Genomic DNA, 23,866 nt, shown 5'->3' with positions numbered 1-23,866 from the left:
GAGATCGACTCGCGAGCTCATGCTCGCGGTCGGCACCACCGAGTTGCCGGCGGAGGACCTCGCCTCACTGCAGGGGAGGTCGACGCGCTGGCGCAGAAGCTCGGTGCTACCCGTCGCCCCCACGTCGTGCGGGCCGGCTTCGACGCCCCCGGGCAGGCTCGTGCCGACGGCGAGGTGTGGCACTCGTTCGCCAACAACCCGCTGGCCATCCCGCTCGACATGATCTTCGAGGGCAGTTCCGTGCGTGCCAGCCTGACGGCCAATGCACTCCACGAAGGCCCTCCGGACTGCCTCCACGGCGGCCTGGCCGCCCATCTCATGGACGGGTTGCTCGGAACGATGATGCAGGCCAACGGCTATCGCTGCCGCACCGGCACGCTCGACATCCGCTATCTGCGTCCGACGCCGCTCGACAAGCCACTCGAGCTCGTCGGCGAGATCACCAGCTCCAACGGCCGCCGGCACGTCACCCGCGGCACCATCAGCCACAACGGTGAGGTCACCGTCGAGGCAAAGGGACTCTTCGTGGAGGTGCAGAAATGACCTATGAACTCACCGGACTCGGCGGCCGGGTCGCCGTCGTCACCGGCGCCGGCCGAATGCGTTCCCTGGGCCGCTCGATCGCCGTCGAGCTCGCTCGTGCGGGTTGCGACGTGGTGCTGACCGGCACCGGCCGCGCCCTCGCGACGTACCCGCCCGACGAGCAGGAGGCGGGCTGGCGCGACATCGAACAGGTCGCCGAGGAGATCCGGGCGCTCGGGCGTCGTGCGCTGCCCTTGGTCTCGGACGTCTCCGACCTGGCCTCCGTCGAGGCGCTGAGGGACCGGGTCCTTGACGAGTTCGGACGCGTCGACGTGCTGGTCAACAACGCGGCGGCCTCCCGGGGCGCCGACCGGGTGCCGGTGCTCGACCTGGATGTCGACGTCTGGGACAACGTCATCAAGATCAACCTGCGCGGGCCCTTCCTGATGACTCGCGCCTTCGGCAAGGTGATGGCGGAGGCCGGCAGTGGCAGCATCATCAACATCTCCTCCATCGGTGGCAAGCTCGGTGGCGCCAACACCGCTGCCTATGCCGCTTCGAAGGCAGCCCTGCAATCACTGACGGCATCGACCTCGAAGGAACTCGGTCCGTCCGGGGTCCGCGTCAACGCCTTGTGCCCGGGCGTCACCGGCACCAGCCGCCTCGACGACTGGGACGATGCCTCGCAGCAGGAGTACGTGCAGGCAGCGCTACCGCTGCAGCGGGTCGGCAAGCCCGTGGAGGTCGCCCACGCGGCGGTCTTCCTTGCCAGCGATCAGGCTGCCTGGGTCACCGGGCAGGCCTGGAACATCGACGGCGGCCAGCTGTCCATCCACTGACGGAGCCACTGATGACCACACGCGACGAAGCCATCGCCCGCCTCACGGCGCTGGGAGCCCCTTCGAGATCGGGTTGGAGGACGTGCTCGGCCACGACCTCGAGGTGTTCGTGCACCGCGAGCGATCGCTGATCGAGTTCCTGCGCCGCTCGCCGGAGTTCGGCGACCGGGAATACCTCGTCAGCCCACGACTCCGGCTCTCGTTCACCGAGCACCACACCCGGGTCGCGGCGCTGGCCACCGCGCTGCGCGACGAGTACGGCGTCACGAAGGGTGATCGCGTCGCCATCTGCGCCGCCAACACCCCGGAGTGGGTGATGACGTTCTGGGCGACCCTCTCGCTCGGTGCGATCACGGTGGGCGTGAACGCCATGGGCGCCGCGCCGGAGCTGGCGCACGCGATGGAGCTCACGGAGCCGACGGTGATCGTCGCCGACGCCCGACGCCGAGAGCTCCTGGCGGGGGCCGACGTACCAGTGCTCTCGGTCGAGGCCGACGTGCCGCGGCTGATCGAGGCCCACCGGGGTGCGCCGCTGCCCGAGGTCGACGTGGCCGAGGACGACCCGGCGGTCATCCTCTTCACCTCCGGCACGACCGGGCGTCCGAAAGGCGCGACGCACTCGCACCGCAACATGGTGGCCGCGGTCTGGTTCCACCTGCTCAACGACGCGGTCGCCGCGGAGATGGGCATGCCGCTGAAGGACCGGCGCTACCTGCTGGTCGCACCGCTCTTCCACATTGCCGCGCTGCACAACCTGGCTGCGGTGCGGATGGCCATCGGTGACACCGCGGTGATCCACGAGGGCAAGTTCGACATCGATGCGGTGCTGGCGCTGATCGAGAAGGAACGGGTCACGAACTGGGGTGCCGTGCCGACGATGCTGTCACGCCTCGTCGAGGCAGACGTCTCGCGCTACGACCTGTCGTCCCTGCGCACGATCACCGTGGGCAGCGCACCGTCCTCGCCGACGTTGAAGGCGCGGATGCGCGAGAAGTTCCCGGTGGCGGGCAAGGCGTTCGGCACGACCTACGGACTCACCGAGTCCTCGACCGGTGCCACTCTCGCGTCGCCGGCCGAGCTGGCCGCCGACCCGGAGACGGTGGGGCGCCCGGTGCCGACCCAGGAGGTGCAGATCCGGGACCCCGAGGGCAATCGGGTGCCGGACGGGGTCGAGGGCGAGATCCACCTGCGGGGCGTGCACATGATGCTCGGCTACTGGCGCAACCCCACCGCCACCATGGAGTCGATGACCAAGGATGGCTGGTTCTGCACCGGCGACCTCGGCTCGATGAGGGACGGGCACCTGCGCATCGCGTCACGACGTTCCGACCTCATCATCCGCGGCGGCGAGAACGTCTATCCCGCGGAGGTGGAGGCGCAGCTCGGCAACCACCCGGCCGTGCGGGAGTGCATCGTGCTCGGTGTGCCCGACGCCGACTTCGGGCAGGCGGTCAGCGCTGTCGTGGTCGTCGCTGAAGGAGACCCGACGACGGCGACCGACCTCCGCGACTTCCTCAACGAGCGGCTCGCCCGCTACAAGGTGCCCACCCGGTGGCGAGTCACTGCCGAGGAGTTGCCGCGCAACGCCACCGGCAAGGTCATGAGACGCCAGGTCGTGCTGCCGTGACCGGTCATCGCGAGGCCTGGGAGCCGCTGCTGCGCGACCTCGAACGACGTCGGGCCGCGGCAGCTGCGATGGGCGGCCCGGAGAAGCTCGAGAAGGTACGTCGCTCCGGTCGCCTCGACGCACGGGCGCGCATCGCGGCGCTGCTGGACGAAGGTTCCTTCACCGAGCTCGGGCTGCTGGCCGGGAGTGCCGACGCCCCTGCTGATGCGTTCGTCGCGGGGTCGGGCACGATCGACGGGCGTCCGGTGCTGGTGGGAGCGGAGGACTTCACCGTGGCCGGCGGGTCGATCGGCGTCGCCGCGGCCAGCAAGCGCACCCGGTTGGCCGAGTTGGCGAGGCGAGAGCTGTGTCCGCTGGTGCTCTTCCTCGAGGGCGCCGGACACCGCGCCACGAACGCGCTCGTTGCCCACCGGCCCGCGCCCAACGATCTGCAGGCGTTGGTGGAACTCTCCGGACTGGTGCCGACGGTTGCGGTGGTCACCGGCCCCTCAGCGGGTCACGGCGCGCTCGCGGCTCCGCTCTCCGACCTGACCGTCATGGTGCGTGGCGACGCGTCACTCTTCACCGCGGGTCCGCCGCTGGTGAAGGCGGCACTGGGCGAGGTCGTGACCAAGGAGGAGCTCGGCGGTGTCGACGTGCATGCCGGCGCCAGTGGGGTCGCGCACCTGGTCGTCGATGACCAACGCCAGGCCGTCGCCGTGGTGCGGCAATGGCTCGGGCTGCTGCCCAGCAACGCCTGGCAGTGGCCGCCCGAGGTCGAGGAGGCGCCCGGTCGGCGGCTGCTCGACCGGGTGCTCGACGTGGTGCCGCCGGGCGACCGGCAGCCCTACGACATGCGATTGGTCGTGGAGGAACTGGTCGACGAGGGCAGCTTTCTCGAGCTCTCGCCCGACCACGGTCGCTCGCTGCTGACCGGGCTTGCCCGGATGCAGGGCCAGCCCGTGGCCATCGTCGCCAACCAGCCTTCGGTGCTCGCCGGCTCGATCGACGTGGCCGCGGCCGAGAAGGGTGCGCGGTTCGTGGAGCGGGCAACGGCGTTCCACCTGCCTTTGGTGCAGTTGGCCGACAACCCGGGCGTGCTGGCCGGAAGCGCCTCGGAGCGCGCCGGGATCCTGCGTGCGGCTGCTCGTTTCTTCGCTGCCCAGCACCGGGCACAGGTGCCCAAGATCCATGTCACCGTGCGCAAGGCCTTCGGCTTCGGCAGCTCGATCATGGGTCAGAACCCCTATGACAACCAGACCGTCTGCCTGGCCTTCCCGGGCGCGACGCTGGGTGGCATCCCGGCTGCCGTCGGAGGCGCCACCGCCAAGGCCGACGCCGAGACCACGAAGGCCTTGGTCGACAACGAGGCCTCCGGTCCGTGGCGACTGGCCTCCTCGGCGACGTACGACGACGTGATCGATCCGCGCGAGTTGCGCAACGCCGTCCTCGACGGACTCCGACTCTCCCGCGGCCGGCGGACCACGCCCGCCGCCCCCGTCGTACACACCGGAGGACTGCCGTGACCGAACTCGACCCTGCCCTGACCGAGGTGCTCGCGGGCGCCGACCTCACCGGTCGCGTCGCCGTCGTCACCGGCGCCACGACCGGGATGGGTCTGGAGACCGCACGGGCACTTGCCGCCGCGGGTGCCGAGACCGTGCTCGTCGGCCGTGACCCGGAACGGTTGGCCGCGGCCTTCGAGGACGTCTCGGCGCTGGCGAGCGCTCCGGTGCACACGGTCGAACTCGATCTCGCCGACCTCACGTCGGTCGCCCATGGCGCCGCGGCGCTCAGCGGGCTGGTCGAACGCATCGACGTGCTGGTCAACAACGCCGGCGTCATGTTCACCCCGCTGCGTCGTACGGTGCAGGGGCACGAGCTCCAGTTCGGCACCAACCACCTGGGCCACTTCGCCCTCACTACCGCGTTGCGACCGCTGTTTGGGCCGGGTTCTCGGATCGTGAACCTGTCCTCGGCCGGTCACGGTCTCGGCGCGGTGGATCTGGCCGATGTCGACTGGGAGCGCCGCGACTACGACAAGTTCGAGGCCTACGGCGCTGCCAAGACTGCCAACATCCTCTTCACCGTCGAGGCCGACCGCCGCTGGGCTGCCGACGGGGTGCGTTCCTTCGCTGTCCACCCGGGCTCGGTCGCCACCGAACTCGCTCGCCACATGGACAAGGACGACTTCCGTGAGATGGCGCGGTTGAGCGCCGAAGCAGCAGCGAAGGCGGAAGCCGCGGAGACCGCGAGGGCCGGTGCTGATGCCGGGGGCGCCGTGGTGGTCGGCGGCGCGGCCGTGGGCGGTGGGACTGCCAGCCAGGAGAAGCCCCGACGGATGACCTTCCGGACCCCGGCCCAGGGCGCCACCACCGCCGTGTGGGCGGCGACCAGCTCGGACCTTGACGACCGCGGCGGGCTCTACCTCGCGGACTGTGCGATCTCCCCCGAGGTCAAGCCGTGGGCCGTCGATCCCGCCCAGGCCGCCGCCCTGTGGCAACTCAGCGAGGAGCTCATCGCCACCGCCTGAGTGGTTCGGACCGTCAGCGGCCTCGACGGGCCGCTGGCGGGGTCCAGTTGGGGAAGAGCGTCTGCGAGGTACGACGGGCGGCGTGCGCGACGAGTGGCGCGATCTGCTCGAGGCGAGGCCCGTTCTTGACGGCGACCGAGACGGCGGCGACCGCTCCTTGCGGGCCGATCACGGGCGCGGCGACGGTGCCGATGCCCATTCGGCAGAACTCTGCAGGGGAGTAGGCCAGACCGTGCTGCTGCCGTACGCGCATGAGGAGGCCGTGCAGCGCCGGCAGCTCGCGGGTCAGGTTGGTCACCCGGCTGAACATCGCATCGATGTTCTCGGGCTCGAGCCAGGCAAGCAGGGCGTGGCCGCTGGTGGTCGTGTCCGCGCGCAACCGTGAGCCGACCGCCGACGGGATGCTGTGGAGGGCCTGGCCCCCGACCTTGTCGAGGTAGTGGACGCTCGCCCCCTCCAGCACCGACAGGTGGGCGACACCGCCGGTGCGCAGCTGCAGCACGTTGAGCTCGTCGGCCGCCGCCGCTCGTACGTCGGAGTGGTCGGTCCCGCGCATGCCGATCCGGAGGGCGCGCGAGCCGAGCTGGTAGCCAGCCACGTCGTGCTCGAGCCAATCGAGCTCCACCATCTGGCTGAGAAGTCGGAAGGCGGTGGAACGGGGAGGCCCGTCGCCTCCGTGATGTCGTCGAGGAGCAGGCGCTCGCTGCCGGTCGTGAAGACGTCCAGGATCTGCGTCAGGCGCTCGACCACTCCCGGACGCGGAGCAGTTGTCTTCGCGAGGGTGTCGTGCACCTCGGCAGTCAGGTCTACGGGCGTCATGGTCATGGCGCGTCGTCCTCCGTTTCCGGGTCAGTTGGTACTGGCAACCTAACACTTGCTTGGGTGATCCGAGTCTCACTCTGCTGGACCGGTCAAGGTTTTGGCAAGCCCGGCGCTGATATGACTGATAGAAATAGTTCAAGTGAGTGAGGGGTGCGGTGGCAAACGGCATGGAATTCGAGCTGGACGAGGGCCAGCAGGAGTGGCTCGAAGAGGTCCGTGACTTCCTGCGCACGCACGTCACACCCGCGTTGCGCGCAGAACTGGCCGAGCACGACCTCGAGTTCAAGGGCGGCGAGGTGGCGGCCTTCCGCAAGGCCATCGGTGACAAGGGATGGTTCGGCCTCAACTGGCCCGTGGAGTTCGGTGGTCTCGGCCTGGGGGCCGTGCACCAGCACCTGCTCGTGAGCGAGTTCGAGTACTGGGGCGTCCCCGGCCCCGACCTCACGGTCACGTCGGTCGCGCCGATGATCATGCGACACGGCACGGAGCAGAACAAGGCGGAGTTCCTGCCGCCGATCGCACGCGGCGAGATGATCTGCGCCGTCGGCTACTCCGAGCCCGATGCCGGCACCGACCTCGCCTCGCTCCGCACCCGCGCCGTGCTCGACGAGGCCACCAACGAGTGGGTCATCAACGGCTCGAAGATCTGGAACTCCGGCGCCCAGCGCTCCACCCACGAGTGGCTGTGCGTCCGCACCGACCCGGATGCCCCGCGACACAAGGGCATCTCGGTGATCATCGTGCCGATCGACCACCCCGGGGTGACGATCCGACCGCTCATCGCCTGGTCCGGCTACCGCACCAACGAGGCCTTCTTCGATGACGTGCGTGTCCCTGCCGACAACCTGATCGGTGAGGTGAACAAGGGCTGGCGCTACATCACCGGCGCCCTCGACCTCGAGCGAGGTGCACTCACCAATGCCGGCGACCTACGGCGTTCGGTCGAAGATCTCGTCGACCTGGCCCGGCAACCCCGCGCCGACGGCCGGGTGATCGCTGACGACCCGGTCGCCGTACGCCGCCTTGCTGGTCTGGTCGCCGACGTCGAGGCCGCGACCCTGATGGGCTACGAGGCATCCTCACTGCTCGCCGAGGGGACCATCCCCACGGTCGAGGTGAGCACCGAGAAGATCTTCACCAGCGAACTGCGCCAACGCATCGCCGACACCGCGATGGACCTGCTCGGTCCCGAGGGACTGCTCGCGCACCGCAACCCCGAGGCCCCGTTGGCCGGGGGCTTCGAACGGCTCTATCGCGCCGCCCCGTTGCTGCGCTTCGGCGCGGGCACCAACGAGGTGCTGCGCGACGTCATCGCCCAACGCGGCCACGCCCTGCCCAGTTCCGGCCGCTGACCCGAGGAGACCAGTGAAACTCGTCCCCAGCCAGGAGGAGCTCGACCTCCGCGGCATGCTCCACGACCTGCTCGACTCCGCCTGCCCCACCACGCTCGTGCGCTCGTTGCGCGAGCCCGGTGCCGACCGCTTCCCGGCGGAGCTGTGGAAGTCCCTGACCGCGGCCGGGGTGCTCGGCCTTCCCTTCGCCGAGGCCTACGGCGGCATGGACGGTCGTCTCGACGACGTCGCCACCTACCTGCTCGAGGCAGGGCGGTCGTTGGCGCCGTCGGTCGTCGTCAACACGGTGTCCCTCGGCATCGCGATCGATCGACTCGGTGACGACGCCCTGCGCTCGCGGGTGCTCCCCGGCATCTGCGCCGGGGAGTTGCGCGGCACGATCGCCCTGGCCGACCCGGGCGACGCCCACGACGTACGACCGCGGCTGACCGCGGAGCGTGACGGCGACGGCTGGCGGGTCTCCGGAAGGATCGACCACGTCTGCGATGTCGACCTGGCCGACCGGATCTTCGTGACCGCCGCGGCCGACGGGCACGTGCACGGCATGCTGCTGGTGCCCGACGCCACCGGTGTCGAGGTCGCGCCGCTCGACGTGATGGGGGGCCCGGGCCAGTTCCGCGTGGTCCTCGACCGCGTGCGGATCGACGCCGAGGACGCGACCGGCCCACTCGCCGTCGACGACCTCCGACGGGTCTCCCACACACTCTCCTCGATGCGCTGCGTCGAACTCGTCGGCGTCGCCGAGGAAGCCATGCGGCGTGCCGTCGACCATGCGCGTGAACGTCACCAGTTCGGAAGGCCGATCGGGTCGTTCCAGGCTGCGCAGCACCTGATCGCCGACATGCACATCGGCGTGCAGGCGGCGCGACTCTCCGCGCTCGCGGCCGTCGCAGCCTGCGGTCGAGGGGAACTCGCGGTGCGGGAGTCGGCAGTGGCGCGGATGCACGCCACCACCGCCGCCAAGCGGGCGACCTTGGACGCGCACCAACTGCACGGTGGCATGGGCTACGTGCTCGAGACCGACCTGCACCTGTGGTCGGAGCGGGCGCGGGTGCTCTCCAGCCTGGACGGTACCGCCGACACTGCGGCCGCATGGCTCGCTGAGGAGGCCGGCCTTGTCCAGGTCTGAACCCCGTCAGGTGCTCTCCGACATCCGGGTGCTCGATCTCTCCCGGTGGGTCGCAGGCGAGTTCGCCACGAAGACCTTCGCCGATTTCGGGGCCGACGTCGTCAAGGTCGAGAAGCCCCACGAGGGCAGCCTGACGCGTGCGTGGGGACCGTTCCCCGGAGACCAGCCGGACCCGGAGCGGAGTGCCCTCTTCCTGCACCTCAACACCAACAAGCGCTCGATCGCCCTCGACCTGCGCGAACCTGCTGACCGCGAGACCTTCCTTGCTCTCGTGCGCCGTTCCCACGCGGTCGTCGAGTCCTTCCGTCCCGGCCACCTGGAGTCGCTCGGCCTCGGGCCGGACGTGCTGCGCGCCGAGAACCCGACCCTCGTGGTCACCCGGATCAGCCCGTTCGGCCAGACCGGGCCCGACCGCGACCGGGAGGCCAGCGGTCTCGTCCTCCAGGCCACCGGTGGGCCGATGAACGCCACGGGGCAGGCCGACCGCGCACCCTTGCGCAAGCCGGGCCTGCTCGAGCACTACACGGTCGGTCGCTCCGCCGCACAGGCCACGATGGCCGCGGTGCTGCGCGCCCGTCGGTTCGACCGGGGCGCCACGATCGACGTCTCCGGTCAGGAGGTGTTGCTCTCCGGTGCCGACCGGCGAGCCTCCTACCTGCTCTCGGCGGCCTACTCCGGCATGACCGCACCTCGCGGCGCCCGCAGCCCGCACCGGCACGGGGCCACCTTCACCGGCCCGTTCCGCACCAACGACGGCTTCGTCATGGTCTATGTGACCAACCAGGTCTTCTGGAACCGCTTCGTCGAGCTCATCGCTGCCGACGACCCGGCGTTCCGCGAGCGCTTCCTCGACCGGCAGACCGTCGCCGGCCAGGACCGCGAGGACTTCCTGGCGTACGTCGCCACGTGGTTCGCGACCCGCCCCAAGGTCGAGGTCATGGAGGCCGCGGAAGCAGCGCGGATCCCGGTGACCGCGTTCCTCTCGGTCTCCGAGGTGATGGACCACGAGCACTTCCGGGGGCGCGACGTCTTCGTGCCTGCCGACCACCCGGTCGCCGGGCGCCTGGAATATGCCGGTGCGCCCTGGCGGATGGAGCGGGGCTTCGAGCTGCGCAGCACCGCCCCACTGCTGGACCAGCACGGTGCCGAGCTGCGTGCCGAGCTGCGTGCGGAAGGAGCAGCGTGATGACTGGACTCGAGACCGACCTTCCCCTGAGCGGCATCCGGGTCATCGACCTCACCGTCGTGTGGTCAGGCCCCGGCGCCACCGCGCTGCTCGGCGACCTCGGTGCGGAGGTGATCCGGGTCGAGGGCAACAACCGCCTCAGCCGCCAGGTCTCCTCGAAGGTGACCAAGGAGTCGATCGCCGCCACCGGCTACCACGGGGGCACCTACCCCGACAAGGATCCGGGGAGCGGCCCTATGACCGCTCCGCGGTCTTCAACTGGCACGCCCGCAACAAGCTCGCGGTCTCGATGAACCTCGACACCCCCGAGGGGCACGAGGCGTTCCTCGATCTCGTCCGGGTCAGCGACGTGCTCGTGGAGAACAACACCAACGGGGTGCTGGAGAAGCTCGGCATCGGTCACGAGCGTCTGCTCGAGATCAACCCCCGCCTCGTGGTGGCCCGGATGCCACCGCTGGGCAGGACCGGGCCGATGAGCGGCTACCTCGGCTACGGACCCAACTTCAACTCGCTGGTCGGCATCGCCGCGATGGACGGCTACGAGGGCGAGGAGCCCGACTCGGCCGGCGAGAACTACCACATGGACGAGGCGGCTCCGGCCGGTGTCGCCTTCGCCGTCACCGCTGCGTTGTGGGACCGCGAGAGCACCGGCCGTGGCGGCCTCGTCGAGATCGCCCAGGCCGAGAACGTGCTCGTCGAGATCGGTGAGTTCTTCCTCGACCGCCAGTTCAACGACCGCGACCCGCAGGTGCTCGGCAACACCGATCCCCACGCCCTGCAGGATGTCTTCGCCACCGCCGACGAGGAGCGTTGGGTGGCGATCACGGTGCGTGACGACCGTGACTGGGCGGCGCTCACGGCGGTCGTGGCGATGGGCGACCTCGCCGCGTCGGGTGCGGATGCCGAGGGGCGTCGTACCCACAGCCGGGCGATCCGCGACCGCCTGGCAGCGTGGTGCGCGACCCGGCCGGTGGACGACATCGTGCCCCCGCTCGTCACTGCCCGGGTCCCCGCCGCCGAGGTCATGTCGGAACCGCGTCTGCTCGATGACCCCCATCTCGCTGCGCGCGACTGGTTCCAGGAACGCGAGCACCCGGCGATCGGCACCCATCGCTATCCCGGCCACCCGTGGCGCAGCGACGACTTCGAGCTCGCCTGGGGACGGCCGGTGCCGGGCTTCGGGGCCGACAACGAATACGTCTATCTGACCCTCCTCGGCCGCACCCGCGAGCAGTACGACGACCTCGTCGCCCGCGGGCTCGTGACCGACCGCCAACTCGCCTGACTTCTCGAGAGATGACTGATGACTGAACAGACCCTGATCCCCGACGAGGTCGCCGCCCGCGTGGGCACCGAGGCGGCACGGGCAGTTGGCGAGGTCAACCGACGCGACTGGCAACGCTGGGCCTCGTCCGTCGGTGACCACAACCCGTTGTGGTTCAATGCCGAGTTCGCGCGGGCCCACGGCTACGCCGACGTGGTGTGCCCACCCCTGTTCCTGCAGTACGCCGTCCTCGGCGTCACCCCGCTCGGCGACCTGAGGGCCGACGGCTCGTCGGGCGCCGCCAGCGGCAACCTGCAGTTCCCCGACGCGCCCAAGCGGATGGCCGGTGGTGAGTCGACGACCTTCCACCTGCCCGCCTACCACCGCGACGAGCTGACCATGGTGCGCACCGTCGAGTCGATCGTCGAGAAGCAGGGGCGTTCCGGCCGTTTCGTGCTGGTCACGTGGCGCACCACCTACACCAACCAACGCGACGAGCTGGTGGCCGAGGCCACCACCTCGATGATCGCCCGACCGTGAGTGAGGAAGCAGCAGTGACGGACAACCCGGTGGTCGAGACCTTCTTCGAGGACGTCGCCGTCGGCGACGAGCTCCCTGCGTTGACCGTGGTGGTCGACGAGACGCAGATGTTCTTCTTCTCCGCAGCGACCTACAACGGTCACCGGATCCACTACGACAAGGAGTGGGCACGCGACAAGGAGGGCTACGACGACGTGCTCGTCCAGGGTCCGCTGCAGGCCGCGCTGCTGGCCCGCGCCGTCACCGACTGGGTGGGCGGTGGTGGTCGGCTGGTGACCTACTCGGTGCAGAACCGTGCGACTGCGCTGCCGGGTGAGGAGCTGGTCTTCGGCGGCACCGTGACCGGAGCGCGCCGTGAGGGTGAGCGTGGGGTCGTGGAGCTGGAGATCGCCGGCCGCCGCGGTGACACCGTGCTGATGCCCGGCACCGCGAGCGTGTCGTTGCCGCTGCGCGGTGAGCGCTGATGGGCCTGCGAGGAGAGGCCGCGATCGTCGGCATCGCCGAGCTCCCGGCCCTCAAGCTGAAGGAGGCCGTGCCCGCCTTCACCATCGACCAGTACGCGCGCCTGGCCAAGCTGGTGCTCGACGACGCCGGTCTCGACGCCTCCGTGGTCAACGGCCTGGTCACCCACGGCATCGGCGAGTCCGCGATGTTCGCGCCCGCCACCTTGGCCGAATACCTGGGGATCCCGGTCGACTTCGGCGAGCGGGTCGATCTCGGCGGGGCGACGGCAGCCGGCATGGTCTGGCGCGCCGCTGCGGCCGTCGAGCTGGGTATCTGCGACGCGGTGCTCGCGGTCGTGCCGGGTTCGCTCGCCGTCCCCCGGTCCGAGCGGCGACCTGCCGCCGACCCGGGGTGGTACGGCGCCTCCAGCAACAACTTCGGCTCACCGCAGGCGGAGTTCGAGATCCCCTACGGGAACGTCGGCCAGAACGGGCCCTACGCGCAGATCGCCCAGCGGTACGCCGCCGAGTTCGGCTACGACGAGAAGGCGACGGCGAGCATCGCGGTCGCCCAGCGCACCAATGCCTGTGCGCATCCCGGGGCGATCTTCCACGGGAAGCCGATCACGGTGCAGGACGTGCTCGACTCGCCGATGATCGCCGATCCGATCCGGATGCTCGACGTGGTGATGCGGGTGCAGGGCGGCACGGCAGTGCTGATCGCCAACGCCGACGTGGCTCGGCGCTCCCGGAACAGGCCCGTGTGGGTCAAGGGGTTCGGCGAGCACGTGGCCTTCAAGACGCCCACCTATGCCGACGACCTGCTGCACACGCCGATCATCCGCGCCGCCGACCGGGCCTTTGCCATGGCCGGCCTGGAGCGTTCTGACGTCGACATGGCGTCGATCTATGACTGCTACACGATCACGGTGCTGATGAGCCTGGAGGATGCCGGCTTCTGCCCCAAGGGCACCGGCATGCGTTGGGTGCAGGAGCACGATCTGACCTTCCGTGGCGACTTCCCGGTCAACACCGCGGGCGGTCAGCTCTCCTTCGGACAGGCCGGCATGGCCGGGGGTATGCACCACGTCGTCGATGCGGCCCGACAGTTGATGGGCCGGGCCGAGCAGGCGCAGGTGGCCGACTGCAACACCGCCTTCGTCACCGGCAACGGCGGAATCATGAGCGAGCAGGTGGCCCTGCTCTTCCAGGGGGACTGAGCAGATGACCACCCGACCGATGCCCGAACCCACGCCGGTCTCGCAGCCCTTCTGGGACGCGCTGGCCGAGGGCCGGGTCCTGATCCAGTTCTCCCCGTCCTTGGGTGAGTACGTCTTCTACCCGCGCACGCTCGCGCCTCGCACGCTCGCCGACGACCTCGAGTGGCGAGAGATCTCGGGCGCCGGCACGTTGTACACGTTCACCGTCGCCGACCGCCCGACCGCGCCGCCCTGGAGCGATGCCGTGCCGCAGCTGCTCGCGGTTGTCGAGTGGGACGAGGGTCCGCGCTTCAGCACCGAACTGGTCGACGCGGACCGTGCCGAGCTCCGGGTCGGGATGCGGGTCGAGCCGGTCTTCGACCGCGAGCCGGATTCCGGCATGACGCTGCTCCGCTATCGACCAGCTCCTACCGAAGGGAACCCCCATGAGTGAGTTCGACCTGATCGTCCGAGGCGGCACCGTGGTGGACGGCACCGGTGAGCCCCGACGTACCGCCGATGTCGCCGTGCGTGACGGCACCGTGGTGGAGGTCGGCAAGGTCTCCGGCACGGCCACCCAGGAGATCGACGCCGACGGTGCGATCGTCGCCCCCGGCTTCGTCGACGTGCACACGCACTACGACGGCCAGGCCACGTGGGACAACTACCTGCAGCCGTCGTCGTGGCACGGCATCACCACGGTGGTCATGGGCAACTGCGGGGTCGGCTTCGCGCCGGTGGTTCCCGAGGACCGCAGCCGGCTCGTCGAGCTGATGGAAGGTGTCGAGGACATCCCAGGTGTGGCGCTCACCGAAGGGTTGCCGTGGACCTGGCAGTCGTTCCCCGAGTACCTCGACGCGCTCGAGACGAGCGCGCACGACCTCGACTTCGCCGCCCAGGTGCCGCACGCGGCCCTGCGGGTGCGGGTGATGGGGGAGCGGGCGGCCGCCCACACCCTCGCCACCGAGGAGGAGTCGCAGCTGATGGCCAAGCTGGCCGCAGAGGCGATCGAGGCCGGCGCCGTCGGCTTCAGCACCTCGCGGACGCTCAACCACAAGTCGATCTCGGGCGAGCTGACACCGTCGTACGCCGCTGGCCGCGACGAGCTCGTCACGATCTCGCGGGCGATCGGCGCCACCGGCAAGGGGTGCTGCAGCTGGTCACCGACTGGGACGACGAGTCCATCGAGACCGACTTCGACCTGATCCGGTCGATGGTCGCCGCAGCCGGACGACCGATGTCGTTCTCGTTGTCGCAGACCGCCGCCAACCCGGATCGCTTCCGCAAGGCGTTGGGGTTCCTCGAGGAGGCGAACGCCGAGGGCCACCGCCTCCGGGCCCAGGTCGCCGCCCGCGGCATCGGCATCCTGCTGGGCCTCGACCTCACGCTGAACCCGTTCGTCTCGAACGCCGCCTATCAGGAGATCGCCCACCTGCCGCTGGCCGAGCGGGCCCGCCGCATGCAGGACCCCGAGACGCGGCGACGCATCCTCGAGATCGGCATCGTGAAGAACCCGGCCCTGATCGGCGGGCAGTTCCTCGACCGCATCGAGATCATGTTCGAGCTTGGCGACGAGCCCGACTACGAGCCCGACATCTCCCAGACCCTGGCCCGCCGCTCTGCGGCCGCGGGAGTCGACCCGACGGAACTGATCTACGACATCCTGGTCAAGGACGGTGGCCGCGGGATGATCTACCAGCCCTTCACCAACTACGTGAACGGCTCGCTCGACGGCGCCTACGACCAGTTGGCCCACGAGTTCGCGATCCCCGGGCTCTCCGATGGTGGAGCGCACGTCGGCACCATCTGCGACGGCAGCTTCCCGACGACGCTCATGCAGCACTGGGTGCGTGACCGTGACGGTCAGCGGTTGTCGCTCGAGTTCGTGGTCGCGCGCCAGGCCCGAGCCACTGCCGAGGCCGTCGGATTCCTCGACCGGGGCCTGCTGGCGCCCGGCTACAAGGCGGACCTCAACGTCATCGACTTCGACGGACTGCGTCTGCACAAGCCCGAGGTGCACCACGACCTCCCGGCCGGTGGGCGTCGTCTCCTGCAGCGTGCCGACGGCTACCTGCACACGGTCGTCTCCGGAGCCGAGACCTATCGCAGCGGCGAGGCGACCGGCGCCCTCCCGGGGCGTCTGGTCCGCGGCGGCCGTCCCGGACCTGCGTGACGGCGTACCCGCCTCCCGCGAAGTAGCACCTTCTTGCGCGCCGAAGGAGCACCTCTGGTCCTGCCGGGTTGCTGCTCTTGCGTGTTGGTGACGATTCGATGGGAATAGGTCTGGTCGATGTATGTCGAATAGATATATGGTCACCCAAGATATCCCCGAGTTGAACACAAGGAGAACAGTCATGCGCAGGACCCCAGTGTTTCGTGCCGCTGTGGCAGCGGTGGCAGTCACCGCCCTGCTGGCGGCCTGCGGCGAGTCGGAGGGCGTCAGCTCCGGCCCCAAGGAGCGGACCTACACGGAAGGCATGATCGGGGCCAATGACTCGGGCGAGCCGACCAAGGGTGGCACCCTCGAGTGGGCTGCCTTCTCCGAGCCGCGCTCCCTCGATCCGGCCGTGATCATCGCCGCGTCGACCACCGGCGGCGTCGAGATGGCGGCGATCTTCGACACGCTGCTCCGCTACGACCCGGAGGCGGAGGACTTCGTGCCGAAGCTGGCCGAGTCGCTCGAGGGCAACGATGAGGGCACCGAGTGGACCCTCAAGTTGCGCGAGGGCGTGAAGTTCTCCGACGGCACCGACCTCGACGCAGAGGCGGTCAAGTGGAGCCAGGAGCGCTACGCCACCAACAAGGGCCCCGAGGCCGCGCTGTGGGCGGGCAACGTGACCGACATCGAGGTCGTCGACCCGCTGACGATCACCTACAAGCTCAACAAGCCGTGGTTCCTCTTCCCGAGCATCCTCAGCACCGGGCCGGGCATGATCGTGGCGAAGTCGTCGGACAAGGGTGGCGAGTTCAAGCCGGTCGGCGCGGGCGCCTTCGCCCTCGACAAGTGGGCGCCGCAGGAGGCCGTCACGCTCAAGGCGCGTTCGGACTACTGGGACGGTGCCCCCAACGTCGAGGCGTTCAAGATCCTCTATCTGTCGGACCAGCAGACCGGCATCGACAGCATGAAGAAGGGCGACATCGACAGCGTCCTGGTGCGCGACCCCGATCTGGTCGACGAGCTGCTCGACGCGGACGTTCCCGGCTACATGAACGTCATCGCCATGAGCAACGTGGCACTGGTCAACGCGACCGAGGGACACCCCGGCGCCGATGAGCGGGTGCGCAAGGCGCTGGCCATGGGCATCGACCCCGACCTGATCCGTGAGCGTGCCTACGAGGGCCACGGTCTGGCCGGCTCGACCATGTGGCTCGACTACTCGCGTTGGAACACCGACACCGACGGTCCTGCCTACGACCCCGACGAGGCCAAGAAGCTGCTCGACGAGGCCAAGGCGGACGGGTACGACGGCAAGATCAGCTACCTGGACGCCTCCGACCCGGGGTCACGCAACACCGCCCTTGCCGTCAAGGCCAACCTGGAGGCGATCGGCTTCGAGGTCACCCTCGACCTGAAGCGGACCGTCGCCGAGCAGATCGACTCGATCGCCGTCAACCGCGACTACGACGTCGCTGCCTGGGGCCTGAGCTACCGGGAGGGCGACCCCTTCTCCAAGCTCTTCTCCACCCTGCACAGCTCCGGCACGCAGACCTACGGCATGCCGACCAGCCCCGAGATGGACGCCGCCATCGAGGAGTTCCAGCAGGCCGGTGACGAGAGCGCCCAGCTCGCCGCCATGGACAAGATCCAGCAGGTCTCCAACGACACGGTGCCCTACCTCAACTGGGGCCCGATGCCCGAGATGACGTTCTGGAACGACAACGTCCACGGCATCGTCCCGGCGTCCACCTCGATGTTCTTCGTCGAGGACGCCTGGATCTCCTGATCCATTCCAGAGAGGGCAATTCCCCGCCCGGGCGGGGAATTGCCCTCTTGGCGTGTGTGGCTACGGCCTACAGGCTCACAAGAACGTGACACAGTACGGCGCCCCGCGACTCGGGTGAACCGCTTTGGGCGGGAGCACCTGTGGAGCGGCGCGACTGCACACAGGCGGCTGTGGATGGACTGTGAGGCCGCGCCTGCCGCGCAAGCATGCTGGCCATGACTACCTTGTGGACTCCCCGGGCGGCTGAGGCTGGCTACATCTCGCGCCCTGAAGTGCTGGCGCTCGGCTTCGACGACGCCTACATCCAACGACGTCTGCGTGCTGGGGACTGGACCCGGATCCGCAACGGCGCCTATGCACTCACGAGCGATTGGCGCCAGCGGACCGCCATTGGTCAGCACCTCGTTCGGGCACGCTCAGTGCAACGACATGCCCGTGGGGAGGTGGCGCTCTCCCACACGACGGCACTGCTGGCGCACGGCATCCCGGTGTGGGAGCCGGATCTGGATGAGGTCCACGTGACCGGCGCGCGATCCGCAGGACGACGAGAGTCCGGTGTGCGGCATCATCGTGGCACCTTGCTCGCTGGCGACGTCGTCGATGTCGGTCAGGATCGGGCGACCGCGCCGGAACGCGCCATCTTGGAGTACGCCACCCGGACGGATCTCGAGCACGGACTGGTTGCCGCTGACGGAGCCCTGCACGAGGGCCTCGCCACGCCCGAGAAGATGCGGAAGCAAGCCGAGCGGATGACGCACTGGCCCGGTGCGGTGATCCTGCGGCTCGTGCTGGCCCTGATGGACTCGCGCGTCGAGTCGCCGGGAGAGAGCAGAGTGCGCCACCTCTGCTGGGTCTTCGGGCTGCCCATGCCCGTACCGCAGTTCGAGGTCTTCGACGCCGCCGGCCGCCTCGTGGCCAGGCTCGACCTCGCCTGGCCGCGACTCGGCCTCTATCTCGAGTTCGACGGCCGCGTGAAATACGCCGCGTTCGCCCGTCCCGGGGAGGATGCGATCGACGTGGTCATGCGTGAGAAGGGCCGTCAACAGGTGGTCGGGGACCTGTTGGGGTGGGACTGCATCCGGGTGGTGTGGAGTGAGTTCCACCGACCGGCCCAGTTGGCTGCCCGCATCGCGGCCCGACTCGAGCGAGTGGGATGGTGCAGGTGAGGGCCGACGTACGACCCCTCACCCGCCCCAGCTGTCCCACATGTCATCCGAATTGCATGCTGGGTGGCTGTGGCAACAGCCCACAGGCGACAAGTTCCCCGCCCGGGCGGGGAATTGCCGCGACTGGAATGAATCAGGACAGGGCGAACCCCGGGTAGCCGTCATCAGCAACCCGGTCGCAGTGCGCGCGGTAGGCACCGACGCCGCCGATGTAGGGGAGGAACACCCGGGGCTTGCCGGGGATGTTGGCACCCATGTACCAGGAGTCGGTCTGCGGGTAGAGCGTCGCGTTGCCGGCAGCCTGGACGTGTGCGGTCCATTCCTTCTGCGCCACCTCGTCGGCCTCCGCGACCTGCAGCCCTTCCGAGCGCAGGTGGGCCAGGAGATCGCTCACCCACTCCACGTGCTGCTCGATCGAGATCACCGCGTTGCTCAGGGCGGAGGGGCTGCCCGGTCCGGTGATGGTGAAGAGGTTGGGGAAACCGGCCACCGCGATCCCGAGCATGCTCGACGGGCCGTCGGCCCACGCCTCGCGGAGCGACAGCCCGTCGCGACCGAAGATCTCCATCGCCAGCAGCGATCCGGTCATCGCGTCGTATCCGGTCGCGAAGATCAGCACGTCCAGCGGGTGCTCACCTGCACTCGTGCGGACGCCCGAAGGCGTGATCCGCTCGATCGGCGTACGCCGAATGCTCACCAGCTCCACGTTGTCACGGTTGTAGGTCGCGTAGTAGCCGGTGTCGAGGCACGGGCGCTTGGTCCCGAACGCATAACCACGCGGCACCAGGTCCTCGGCCACCTCCGGGTCGTCGACCATCTCCGCGATCTTCGAGCGCACGAACTCCGAGGCGGTGTCGTTCGACGCCTGGTTGCGCACCAGGTCGTTGTAGGACTGCAGGATCCCGGTCAGGGTCCCGTCGTCCCATCGGGAGGCGTATGTCGCCACCCGCTCCTCGTCGCTCACGTCCAACGCCCCCTGGGTGGGCGGGTCGTGAAGGATGCCGTAGGAGGAGTTGCGCAGCTGTTCGCGCACCTCCGGGTGCCGAGCCCGCAGTGCCGCCACCTCTTCGGCATCCGGTGCGCTGTTGTGCGCCGGCAGGCTGAAGTTGGGGGTGCGCTGGAAGACGGTGAGATGCTCGGCCTGCTCCGCGACGATCGGGATCGTCTGGATGCCCGACGACCCGGTGCCGATGATCCCGACCCGTTTTCCGGTGAAGTCGACCGGCTCGTGCGGCCAGTGCCCGGTGTGCAGGATCGGTCCGGCGAAGTCGTCACGCCCGGGGATGTCCGGCATGTTCGCGGACGACAACAGCCCGACCCCCAGCACGACGTACGTCGCTTCGAGGGTCTCGCCCGCATCCGTGCGGACCGACCACCGAGAGTTGTCCTCGTCGAAGCGCAGCTCGGTCACCCGGGTCTCGAGGGCGATGTCGCGGCGCAGGTCGAAGCGATCGGCCACGTGCTGCAGGTAGCGGAGGATCTCCGGCTGGCTGGCGTACTTCTCGCTCCACACCCACTCGCGTGCCAGGTCGTCGTCGAAGGTGTAGTTGTAGAAGACGCTCTGGATGTCGCACCGGGCCCCCGGGTAGCGGTTCCAGAACCAGGTGCCGCCCACGTCGGAACCGGCTTCGAAGACCTGCACGTCCAGCCCCTGCTGACGGAGCTTGTGCAACGCGTAGAGGCCGGCGAACCCGGCTCCCACGACAACGGCATCGACATGACGGGTGCTCATCGGGTGGTCTCCAAGGAGTTGAGGTGGGTGTCGACCTGTTGGGCGACGTGGTCGACGGCCTCTGCCTGCGCCGGCAGCAACCCGACCATCGTGAAGAATCCGTGCATCTGGCCGGCGAAGTCGCGGTGGTCGACCTGGACGCCGGCGGCGCGCAACCGCTCCGCGTAGGCAGCGCCCTCGTCGCGCAGTACGTCGTGCTCCGCGGTCACCACGACCGCCGGCGGCAGTCCTGCCAGGTCGTCGGCGCGCAGCGGCGAGACGTCCGCGTGGTCGCGCTGGTCGACCGGCACGTAGTGCTCCCAGAACCATTGCAAGGTCTGCCGGTTGAGCGCCAGCTGGTTGGCCGGATCGGTGTAGGAACCGTTGTCGAAGTCGTGATCGGTGACCGGGTAGACCAGCACCTGCAGGTCGACCGAGGGCCCGCCTGCGTCGCGTGCGTGACGCGCCACGATGGTGGCCAGGTTGCCGCCGGCGCTGTCACCGGCGACGACGACGGGCGCGTCCTCCGCGGCCAACGCCGACCGCTGCGCGTCCACCCACTGCAGCGCGGCCCAGGCATCCTCGACCGCTGCCGGCCACGGCGCCTCCGGCGCGAGCCGATAGGAGGCCAGCACCACCGTGCACCGCGTCGCGGCAGCCAGCTGCCGTCCCAGCGACTCGTGCTCGCCAATCGATCCGACGACCCAGCCGCCTCCGTGCAGGTAGAGCAGCACGCCGCGCGGGTTCGGTGGCGTGATCACTCGCGCCGGCAGCTCGCCCCCGGCCCGGGGATGCGTACGTCGTCGCTGCGGGCGGGCTCCGGGCCCGGCGGGGTACAACTGCGCGAGTCCGGCCATGCGTGCTCGCGCCTCGCCGGGCGAGACCTCGTGCATCGGTGCGCCGCCTGCCGCAGCGAGCTGGGCGAGCAGGGCCGTCGTTGCCTCGTCGAGACTCATGCTGCTCCTCCGAAGGTGATGAGCTGGCGAGCGACGCCGCCCTCGGCCAGCCGTTGATAGGCCTCGTTGATGCCGTCGAGATCGGTGCTGCGGGAGACCAGCCTGTCGAGGCGCAGCTTCCCGGCCAGATAGAGGTCGACGTAGCGAGGGATGTCGGTGATGAACTGGTTGGAACCGATCTGGGAGCCCTGCAGCTTCTTCTCGACCAGCAGTTCGATGCCGGGGATGCTCACCTGCTCCCCGGGCGCGATCATGCCCACGACGGTCGCGGTCCCGCCGCGCCCCGCCATGGAGAAGGCCTGCTGGGTGGTGGCCGCCAGGCCGACGGCCTCGAACGCGTGGTGGACTCCGCCGCCGGTCAGCTCGCGCACCGCGGCGACCGGATCGACCTGCGAGGCGTCCACGACGTCGGTCGCGCCGAACTCCTTGGCGAGTGCCAGCTTCGCCGGGTCGGTGTCGACCGCGATGATCCGCGAGGCGGACACCAGCTCGGCGCCGTGCAGCGCGCTCAGCCCGACGCCGCCGCACCCGATCACCGCCACCGTCTCACCGGGGCGGACTCCGGCAGTGCGGAACACTGCGCCGAGGCCGGTGAGGACACCGCAGCCCAACAACGCGGCGACGTCCAGCGGCATCCGGTCGTCGATCTTCACCAACGCGTTGCGGTGCACCAGTGCCAACTCGGAGAAGCTGGAGAGGTTGAGGAACTGGGTCATCGGTTCGTCGCCGAGTCGTAGCCGCGGCGGTGCCCCGGCCGGGCGCCCGAGTCCGGCCTTGGTGCAGATCGCCGGTCGGCCCGACAGGCAGAACTCGCAACGTCCGCAGAAGACCGACAGGCACTCGACGACGTGATCGCCGGGAGCCAGGTCGTGGACGGCGCTGCCCACTGCCTCGACGATCCCGGCGGCCTCGTGGCCCAGGACGGTCGGCACCGGGTGCGGCATGACGCCGTGCATGAAGTGCAGGTCGGAGTGGCAGACTCCGGCGGCGACGGTGCGCACCAGCACCTCGTCGGGTGCCGGGTCGTCGACGACGATGTCGTGGAGCACCAGCTCCCCGGGGCTGGTTTGGAGGACGGCGGCGCGGCTGGTGGGCATCAGGCCTCCTGCGCCGGAGGCTGGATCGACTTGGTCTCGAGGAACTCCTCCAGGCCGAACTGCCCGTACTCGCGTCCGTTGCCGGACTGCTTGTAGCCGCCGAACGGCGCCAACGGGTTGGAGTTGAGGCCGTTGACGTGGACCGTGCCCGACCGGATCCGGCGAGCGACGGCGATGGCCCGTTCCCGGTCGCCTGCGAAGACGCCGGCGCTCAGCCCGTAGTCGGTGGAGTTGGCGATCGCGACCGCGTCGTCGTCCCCGCTGTGCGTGGAGATCGACAGCACCGGGCCGAAGACCTCGTGCCGCCCCACCCGCATTTCGGGCGTCACCCGACCGAGGAGCACCGGATCCATCCGGTAGCCCGCGTCGGGGGAGTGGGTGTTGCGGTCCCGAGCAGCACCTCGGCGCCGTCCGCAACCGCGTCCTGGAGGTGTCCCGCGACCCGCTCCCACTGCGTCTGCGACACCAGCGGTCCGAGGGTGGGTGCGACGGCGCCGGCCGTCGCCTTCGCGATGGCGACCGCCTCGTCGTACCGCTCTTCAGGCACCACCAACCGGGTCCAGGCCGCGCAGGTCTGCCCCGTGTTCATCAGGCCGAAGCCGACCGACGTCTGCACTGCGGATGCGAAGGCCTCCGGGTCGAGGTCGTCGAGGAGCACGCTGGGCGACTTGCCACCGAGCTCGAGGGTCACCCGTTTCACGGTCTCGGCAGCGAGCGCGCCGATCCGGCGCCCCACCGCGGTCGAGCCGGTGAAGGTCACCATGTCGACGTCGCGATGGGTGGCCAGCGCCTCGCCCACGACCGTGCCGCGCCCGGCCAGCACGTTGAGCCACCCGGCCGGCACGCCGACCTCGTGGGCTACCTCGGCCAGGAGGTACGCAGACAGGGGAGTCAGCTCCGCGGGCTTCAGGACCACGGGGCACCCGGCCACGAGGGCCGGTGCGATCTTGGCGACGGCCTGGTGGAGCGGGAAGTTCCACGGCGTGATCGCGGCGACGACGCCGATCGGTTCGCGGGTGAGGAGCGAGGGACCCAGCGGCTGGTCGAAGGAGAAGCCCTCGGCCACCGTCAAGGTCGTGTCGAGGACGCCCAACGGCATCCCGACCTGCACCTGGCGGGAGAACTGGTCGGGCGAGCCCATCTCCGAGGAGATGAGGTCGGCGAACTCGTCCAGCCGTTCCGAGACCCGTGCGTGCAGGGAGCGCAAGGTCGCGAGTCGTTCGGCGAGCGGCCAGGCGTCGGCGTCGAAGGCGCGTCGGGCAGCGGCGACCGCACGGTCGACGTCGACCGCGTCCGCCAGACGAACCGAAGCGACCGGTTCACCGCTGCGGGGGTCGATGACCTCCAGCCACTCATCGCCGTGTGGTGCCTCCCAGCTGCCGTCCAGATAGATGCTCTCGTGCTTGTCCATCCGCTCGTTCCAGCTCCTCGTCGCCGCGTCGATTACTATCCGATTGGAGTATGTCTAATAGAAATATTTGGGTCACGCAAGGGATGCTCCCGGAAAGTTGATGGGAGTGGGCTCGCTGCAGGTTCGATGCGTGGGTATATTCGCCA

At 69.5% G+C, this 23,866-nt stretch carries 21 protein-coding genes and 2 pseudogenes; 18 read left to right on the top strand and 5 right to left on the bottom strand.

Features of this window, described 5'->3' with window-relative positions:
- The first annotated feature begins 126 nt into the window (after window positions 1-126).
- Genes L1066_RS26650 through L1066_RS11285 form a run of 5 tightly spaced genes read left to right on the top strand, consistent with a single transcriptional unit; the run spans window position 127 to window position 5,500 of the window.
- The gene (locus tag L1066_RS26650) at window positions 127-543 is read left to right on the top strand and encodes a PaaI family thioesterase (protein WP_235736418.1); all 417 of its coding nucleotides are present in this window, start codon (window positions 127-129) and stop codon (window positions 541-543) included.
- Window positions 540-1,361 carry an SDR family NAD(P)-dependent oxidoreductase gene (locus L1066_RS11300; protein ID WP_235736417.1) on the top strand — a complete coding sequence of 274 codons (822 nt, stop codon included), beginning with the start codon at window positions 540-542 and terminating at the stop codon, window positions 1,359-1,361. Before L1066_RS26650 ends, L1066_RS11300 begins: the two co-directional genes overlap by 4 nt.
- The gene (gene casG, locus L1066_RS11295; protein WP_249224685.1) at window positions 1,288-2,988 is read left to right on the top strand and encodes a steroid-24-oyl-CoA synthetase; all 1,701 of its coding nucleotides are present in this window, start codon (window positions 1,288-1,290) and stop codon (window positions 2,986-2,988) included. Before L1066_RS11300 ends, casG begins: the two co-directional genes overlap by 74 nt.
- On the top strand, window positions 2,985-4,493 hold the full coding sequence (locus tag L1066_RS11290) for an acyl-CoA carboxylase subunit beta (RefSeq protein WP_235736415.1): 1,509 nt from the start codon (window positions 2,985-2,987) through the stop codon (window positions 4,491-4,493). The genes casG and L1066_RS11290 overlap by 4 nt, the downstream gene beginning before the upstream one ends.
- A complete protein-coding gene (locus tag L1066_RS11285) occupies window positions 4,490-5,500 on the top strand; it encodes an SDR family NAD(P)-dependent oxidoreductase (RefSeq protein ID WP_235736414.1) in 1,011 nt (336 codons plus the stop codon). The genes L1066_RS11290 and L1066_RS11285 overlap by 4 nt, the downstream gene beginning before the upstream one ends.
- A 13-nt stretch (window positions 5,501-5,513) precedes the next feature.
- Here L1066_RS11285 and L1066_RS11280 read toward each other — a convergent pair whose 3' ends face one another.
- Window positions 5,514-6,128, bottom strand: coding sequence for an IclR family transcriptional regulator (locus tag L1066_RS11280; protein WP_235736413.1), 615 nt, complete (start codon window positions 6,126-6,128; stop codon window positions 5,514-5,516).
- 361 nt (window positions 6,129-6,489) lie between these two features.
- On the opposite strand from L1066_RS11280, the gene L1066_RS11275 reads away from it, so the two are divergent.
- The 13 genes and pseudogenes from L1066_RS11275 (at window position 6,490) to L1066_RS11225 (ending at window position 18,545) form a co-directional block, all read left to right on the top strand.
- Entirely contained in the window at window positions 6,490-7,674 is a 1,185-nt protein-coding gene (locus L1066_RS11275) for an acyl-CoA dehydrogenase family protein (protein ID WP_235736412.1), read from the top strand.
- A gap of 13 nt (window positions 7,675-7,687) precedes the next feature.
- Window positions 7,688-8,803: an acyl-CoA dehydrogenase family protein gene (locus L1066_RS27665; protein ID WP_235736411.1), complete on the top strand. Its 1,116-nt coding sequence runs from the start codon at window positions 7,688-7,690 to the stop codon at window positions 8,801-8,803.
- Window positions 8,790-9,989, top strand: coding sequence for a CaiB/BaiF CoA transferase family protein (locus L1066_RS11265; protein WP_235736410.1), 1,200 nt, complete (start codon window positions 8,790-8,792; stop codon window positions 9,987-9,989). Before L1066_RS27665 ends, L1066_RS11265 begins: the two co-directional genes overlap by 14 nt.
- A pseudogene (locus L1066_RS27660) lies at window positions 9,989-10,108 on the top strand (CoA transferase); the annotation flags it as partial. The gene L1066_RS11265 and the pseudogene L1066_RS27660, both read left to right, overlap by 1 nt.
- On the top strand, window positions 10,051-11,274 hold the full coding sequence (locus L1066_RS11260; protein ID WP_312007569.1) for a CaiB/BaiF CoA transferase family protein: 1,224 nt from the start codon (window positions 10,051-10,053) through the stop codon (window positions 11,272-11,274). The pseudogene L1066_RS27660 and the gene L1066_RS11260, both read left to right, overlap by 58 nt.
- Before the next feature lie 18 nt (window positions 11,275-11,292).
- Complete coding sequence (locus L1066_RS11255; protein WP_235736409.1) at window positions 11,293-11,793, top strand: MaoC family dehydratase; 501 nt, start codon at window positions 11,293-11,295, stop codon at window positions 11,791-11,793.
- Entirely contained in the window at window positions 11,790-12,257 is a 468-nt protein-coding gene (locus L1066_RS11250) for a hotdog family protein (RefSeq protein ID WP_235736408.1), read from the top strand. Before L1066_RS11255 ends, L1066_RS11250 begins: the two co-directional genes overlap by 4 nt.
- Window positions 12,257-13,456, top strand: a complete 1,200-nt coding sequence (locus tag L1066_RS11245; RefSeq protein WP_235736407.1) for a thiolase family protein — start codon at window positions 12,257-12,259, stop codon at window positions 13,454-13,456. The genes L1066_RS11250 and L1066_RS11245 overlap by 1 nt, the downstream gene beginning before the upstream one ends.
- A gap of 4 nt (window positions 13,457-13,460) precedes the next feature.
- Entirely contained in the window at window positions 13,461-13,889 is a 429-nt protein-coding gene (locus L1066_RS11240; protein WP_235736406.1) for a Zn-ribbon domain-containing OB-fold protein, read from the top strand.
- The gene (locus L1066_RS26630; protein ID WP_283095373.1) at window positions 13,882-14,640 is read left to right on the top strand and encodes an amidohydrolase family protein; all 759 of its coding nucleotides are present in this window, start codon (window positions 13,882-13,884) and stop codon (window positions 14,638-14,640) included. The genes L1066_RS11240 and L1066_RS26630 overlap by 8 nt, the downstream gene beginning before the upstream one ends.
- Entirely contained in the window at window positions 14,583-15,608 is a 1,026-nt protein-coding gene (locus tag L1066_RS26625; protein ID WP_312007567.1) for an amidohydrolase family protein, read from the top strand. Before L1066_RS26630 ends, L1066_RS26625 begins: the two co-directional genes overlap by 58 nt.
- A gap of 181 nt (window positions 15,609-15,789) precedes the next feature.
- Window positions 15,790-17,379, top strand: a complete 1,590-nt coding sequence (locus L1066_RS11230; RefSeq protein WP_235736405.1) for an ABC transporter substrate-binding protein — start codon at window positions 15,790-15,792, stop codon at window positions 17,377-17,379.
- A 215-nt stretch (window positions 17,380-17,594) separates the two neighbouring features.
- Complete coding sequence (locus L1066_RS11225; RefSeq protein ID WP_235736404.1) at window positions 17,595-18,545, top strand: type IV toxin-antitoxin system AbiEi family antitoxin domain-containing protein; 951 nt, start codon at window positions 17,595-17,597, stop codon at window positions 18,543-18,545.
- Window positions 18,546-18,678: 133 nt separating this feature from the next.
- On the opposite strand, the gene L1066_RS11220 is transcribed toward L1066_RS11225, so the two are convergent.
- The 4 genes and pseudogenes from L1066_RS11220 to L1066_RS11205 all read right to left on the bottom strand — a co-directional run bounded on the left by L1066_RS11220 (window position 18,679) and on the right by L1066_RS11205 (window position 23,720).
- Window positions 18,679-20,277, bottom strand: a complete 1,599-nt coding sequence (locus L1066_RS11220; protein WP_235736403.1) for a flavin-containing monooxygenase — start codon at window positions 20,275-20,277, stop codon at window positions 18,679-18,681.
- Window positions 20,274-21,212 carry an alpha/beta hydrolase gene (locus tag L1066_RS11215; protein WP_235736402.1) on the bottom strand — a complete coding sequence of 313 codons (939 nt, stop codon included), beginning with the start codon at window positions 21,210-21,212 and terminating at the stop codon, window positions 20,274-20,276. The genes L1066_RS11220 and L1066_RS11215 overlap by 4 nt, the downstream gene beginning before the upstream one ends.
- The gene (locus L1066_RS11210) at window positions 21,209-22,309 is read right to left on the bottom strand and encodes a Zn-dependent alcohol dehydrogenase (RefSeq protein WP_235736401.1); all 1,101 of its coding nucleotides are present in this window, start codon (window positions 22,307-22,309) and stop codon (window positions 21,209-21,211) included. The genes L1066_RS11215 and L1066_RS11210 overlap by 4 nt, the downstream gene beginning before the upstream one ends.
- Window positions 22,309-23,720: pseudogene (locus L1066_RS11205) on the bottom strand (aldehyde dehydrogenase family protein). The gene L1066_RS11210 and the pseudogene L1066_RS11205 overlap by 1 nt, the downstream one beginning before the upstream one ends.
- Between the last annotated feature and the right edge of the window lie 146 nt (window positions 23,721-23,866).

Origin of the sequence: Nocardioides alcanivorans, assembly GCF_021555175.1 — a bacterium.
Classification (GTDB): domain Bacteria; phylum Actinomycetota; class Actinomycetes; order Propionibacteriales; family Nocardioidaceae; genus Nocardioides; species Nocardioides alcanivorans.
Note: the sequence above shows the minus strand (reverse complement) of the source record. Positions and strands in the feature narration are given on the sequence as shown.

Coding starts and splice junctions, on each gene's coding strand:
- L1066_RS11230 (WP_235736405.1), top strand. CDS start 15,790: ATGCGCAGGACCCCAGTGTTTCGTGCCGCTGTGGCAGCGGTGGCAGTC.
- L1066_RS11280 (WP_235736413.1), bottom strand. CDS start 6,128: ATGGTGGAGCTCGATTGGCTCGAGCACGACGTGGCTGGCTACCAGCTC.
- L1066_RS11225 (WP_235736404.1), top strand. CDS start 17,595: ATGACTACCTTGTGGACTCCCCGGGCGGCTGAGGCTGGCTACATCTCG.
- L1066_RS11220 (WP_235736403.1), bottom strand. CDS start 20,277: ATGAGCACCCGTCATGTCGATGCCGTTGTCGTGGGAGCCGGGTTCGCC.
- L1066_RS11215 (WP_235736402.1), bottom strand. CDS start 21,212: ATGAGTCTCGACGAGGCAACGACGGCCCTGCTCGCCCAGCTCGCTGCG.
- L1066_RS11300 (WP_235736417.1), top strand. CDS start 540: ATGACCTATGAACTCACCGGACTCGGCGGCCGGGTCGCCGTCGTCACC.
- L1066_RS11210 (WP_235736401.1), bottom strand. CDS start 22,309: ATGCCCACCAGCCGCGCCGCCGTCCTCCAAACCAGCCCCGGGGAGCTG.
- L1066_RS11245 (WP_235736407.1), top strand. CDS start 12,257: ATGGGCCTGCGAGGAGAGGCCGCGATCGTCGGCATCGCCGAGCTCCCG.
- L1066_RS11275 (WP_235736412.1), top strand. CDS start 6,490: ATGGAATTCGAGCTGGACGAGGGCCAGCAGGAGTGGCTCGAAGAGGTC.
- L1066_RS11240 (WP_235736406.1), top strand. CDS start 13,461: ATGACCACCCGACCGATGCCCGAACCCACGCCGGTCTCGCAGCCCTTC.
- L1066_RS11255 (WP_235736409.1), top strand. CDS start 11,293: ATGACTGAACAGACCCTGATCCCCGACGAGGTCGCCGCCCGCGTGGGC.
- L1066_RS26630 (WP_283095373.1), top strand. CDS start 13,882: ATGAGTGAGTTCGACCTGATCGTCCGAGGCGGCACCGTGGTGGACGGC.